The following is a 3,128-nucleotide window of genomic DNA, read 5'->3' as shown; positions in this document are numbered from 1 at the left end:
GAAGCTATTTCAGCACTTTCAAAATAGCGGTCATGAGGCCAACGGCGGCAATCAGCATTCCACCCATACGAACTGTCATCTGTAGTCCCAATTTATCGAACCTGTTAGCCATATCCTTACGGACATCGGCTATCTCGGCGGATAGGTCCTTACGGACATCGGCTATCTGCGCGTCGGTCTTCTCGAAGCGGGCTTCCATGTCCTTGCGAACGTCAGTTATCTGCGCCGTCAAGTCCTTGCGCACGTCAGAGATATCGCGCTTCACTTCAACGATATCAGTCTTAGTAGCCACATCCGCCACCTCATGAGACTTGCGTACGACGAGCGAAATCGCCCTAGCCTGCTCTCTAGAGATGCCAGCAGTCTCAAGCTCTTCTGACGCCTGCAATGTATCAAATGCAACTTGGCCCATGGGAAATCCTCCTGTTTAGGCCAAGTGTAGCGTATCCACCACATCAACGAAAGGAGTTACCTCCATGAATTACAACCAAACCATCCCTACACCAACGGGCCTTGAGCAATGGCAGAATCATGTCCACGAACTAGAAGTTTTAAACGATGACAAGGGCCATATCGTGATAAGGCTTTCCGAAATGGGCGTCGCCATCGTTAACTACCTTCTCACACCGAAAATGCGCGATGACTTCGTAAAGCTTTTGATGCAGGCGTAATCCCACCCACCACCCTATCGAGGCTCAATCATGCAATTGCAAAAGCGGGAGTTAGCGCTCCCTGCCCTCGCTGCGCCCGAAATCCGGCCAGCAGAGTGCGATACAGCCACTCTACGCCGACATGTCATCTCCGGCGACTGGACGCCCATCAACAACGGCACATGCACGCTCACCGACCTTGGCTTGCGGCATAACGGTAACGGACTTGTCTGGCTGCATTCCGGCGTCTCTGTGCATGAGGCGAATAGCGATGCCGGGTTGACGGGCAGCGATAAGGTATCCTACGAGTACCATAGGGGGTTGTGTGCAGATAATATTTTGAAAGATAAGGAGTTATTGTCTTTTGTGCATCCGCATAAGCTTGATGATTACTGCCTGAATATCCTGGTTAACAACCCCGCATGTACCCGTTTTGAGCAGCGTCGAAATGGTAAAGCGTTATCTACATTTGCCCTGAAAATAGATTCAGATGTGCGGCGAAAAGCAACAGACGGTTGGTTCGTCTTCCAGAATCCACGCCAATCGGATAAGTACGAGTTGCTGGATACAAAGCGCTATTCGGGCCTCGCCAAAAACTATCAGCGCCTCGGCTGGCATCGGCATACCGTGGACTACCTGACCGGCATATTTCGGGATAATGCAGAATTTGGGCGCTTGATGACTCGGCTTGGCTACGTGAGCATCCGTACACGAAAAATCACCGGACGCTTTGAAAGTTTCTGGATATACCGCATCAGAGGTAAGGGGCTGCTAGATGAGGGGTTGTGTGCAGATAACCAATTGTCTAAAAAAGTTTTTATTCCATTTGTGCAGGCATCAGAACGTGAGCGCTTCGGCTTCAAACGCATTCCTGTCGATGGTAAATGGCTGCATGTCTATGCCGATCACATCCGCTTTCTGACGAAGAAACGCATCCGCATTGATGGACGACAATTAACCGGCTACACGGCCAAAAGCATTAGCATGGAAATGCTGGGATGAGGGGGTATGCCCAGAAGAAGCCGCATTCCACAAGGGCTACAGCGATTTTGTGCAGACCCCGCAAGACGTGAAATACCACAAAACTGGCGGTGCCTGAAGGCATAGGTATCTACACATCAGGGAGGAGGCTTAAGAGCAACTCTCGCTAAATGAGTAAGTTCTTCCAGACTATATTCCGATAATAATTTTAGTGTATTCAACAAGATGGATAGGCCAGCGAGCAGAGCAGGAGCGCTCTCTCTGCGGCCTCGCTTTTGCTGTCGTCCTGACAAGCGACATATCAGCTGGCGGGCTGCCGCATTTTCTTCTCCTTCAGCGCGTTGCAGCCGCCATACCAGAACAGCAGCCATACTGGCTATTAACAACCTGCGTAGTACGGCTGGCGCGCTGCGCTGAAGCCATGTTTCTACGTCATGTCCGGCACCTTTCAGCAACTTAAAAAATGATTCAATATTCCAGCGCCAGTAATACCAACGAGCTACTTCCTCGCAGGTGATCTCGCTGCAAACGTTTGTAAGCAGCGTCCAGCGTCCCACCACATTACCGAGATCATCCGTAAGCCGAACAACAACCAATCTGACCGTCAGAGGCTCTCCAGGTTGGATTTTTATGCGGCGGCCGGTTTCTTTATCTTTACGCTTCTGCTGCGCAGCTCGGGTTATGACTATCGAGGTTTCACTGATTTCCATATCAGCTTTTTTCCCTTTCCAGTCTACCTGTCCGCATCCGTTGTATGGCAGAAGAGCAGCAATCTCACCAATTTTCAATGAATTACCTTGCCACTCTGCACCATGTCCTTCTTTTCCTCGGATAAGCCAGCATATTCCTTGAGTACTCAACGTCCGCATATGTCCAATAGAGTCACCCTCTCTATCAATTATATGAATCAGCTTTTTACCTATATTAAGCGATTCCACACGGGCAATATCGGTCGTCAAGGCGTCCATATGTGTCTGCCGTTCGGACAGTCCTTCCGCCAACGTTGAATGACAACCGGTTGCATCGGTAAGTGTCTGAGATAGAGGCGCTATTGGCAAACCCGTGCCAGCATCAACCAGCAAGCTGCTTTGAAGTTCATATCCAACATCGCCACCGTGCGTCATTTTTAAGCGTCCGTATTTGGCATGATGGTAAAGAAATTGTAAACGTGACCAATCATGAACAACGAGAGCGTATGGATGCGGGCTAAGCGAAATTTGCTCAAGTGCTAGCGAAATAATTGGCTCATTGAGTTGACTGAAGCTAATTCGCTTATTATTCAGAAAACGCCAGACAGCTTGGGTAGTTGCGAAAGTTGATTTTTGAGCACTTGCGAGGTCTTTAACCGCAGAAGCAAGAAGAGCCGCGGGCGTCATATGCTGTTTAACCAGCGTCTGATATCGGCGGGTAAGGCGAGAGTCAATCCCGCCAACAGATAGGTTGAAATCATTCTGCAAAGTAATAACAGGTATCACGATAAATGTGTAGATACCTATG

Annotated in this window: 4 protein-coding genes; 2 read left to right on the top strand and 2 right to left on the bottom strand. The window is 49.5% G+C overall.

The window, feature by feature from the left end:
- Positions 1–4: 4 nt before the first annotated feature.
- Complete coding sequence (locus CINSTRO3249_RS14375; protein WP_074013757.1) at positions 5–412, bottom strand: DUF1640 domain-containing protein; 408 nt, start codon at positions 410–412, stop codon at positions 5–7.
- Positions 413–476: 64 nt separating this feature from the next.
- Here CINSTRO3249_RS14375 and CINSTRO3249_RS14370 point away from each other — a divergent pair, with 64 nt between their 5' ends.
- Both CINSTRO3249_RS14370 and CINSTRO3249_RS14365 read left to right on the top strand, forming a co-directional pair.
- Entirely contained in the window at positions 477–671 is a 195-nt protein-coding gene (locus CINSTRO3249_RS14370) for a hypothetical protein (RefSeq protein ID WP_074013756.1), read from the top strand.
- A gap of 30 nt (positions 672–701) precedes the next feature.
- Entirely contained in the window at positions 702–1,652 is a 951-nt protein-coding gene (locus CINSTRO3249_RS14365) for a hypothetical protein (RefSeq protein ID WP_074013755.1), read from the top strand.
- A 116-nt stretch (positions 1,653–1,768) separates the two neighbouring features.
- Here the strand turns inward: CINSTRO3249_RS14365 and CINSTRO3249_RS14360 are convergent.
- On the bottom strand, positions 1,769–3,128 hold a 1,360-nt coding region (locus tag CINSTRO3249_RS14360), incomplete at its 5' end, for a flagellar biosynthesis protein FlhF (RefSeq protein WP_254304262.1).

Source organism: Candidatus Sodalis sp. SoCistrobi (genome assembly GCF_900143145.1).
Classification (GTDB): domain Bacteria; phylum Pseudomonadota; class Gammaproteobacteria; order Enterobacterales; family Enterobacteriaceae; genus SoCistrobi.
The sequence above is the reverse complement of the archived record's forward strand: the minus strand, read 5'-3'. Positions and strand labels throughout refer to the sequence as shown.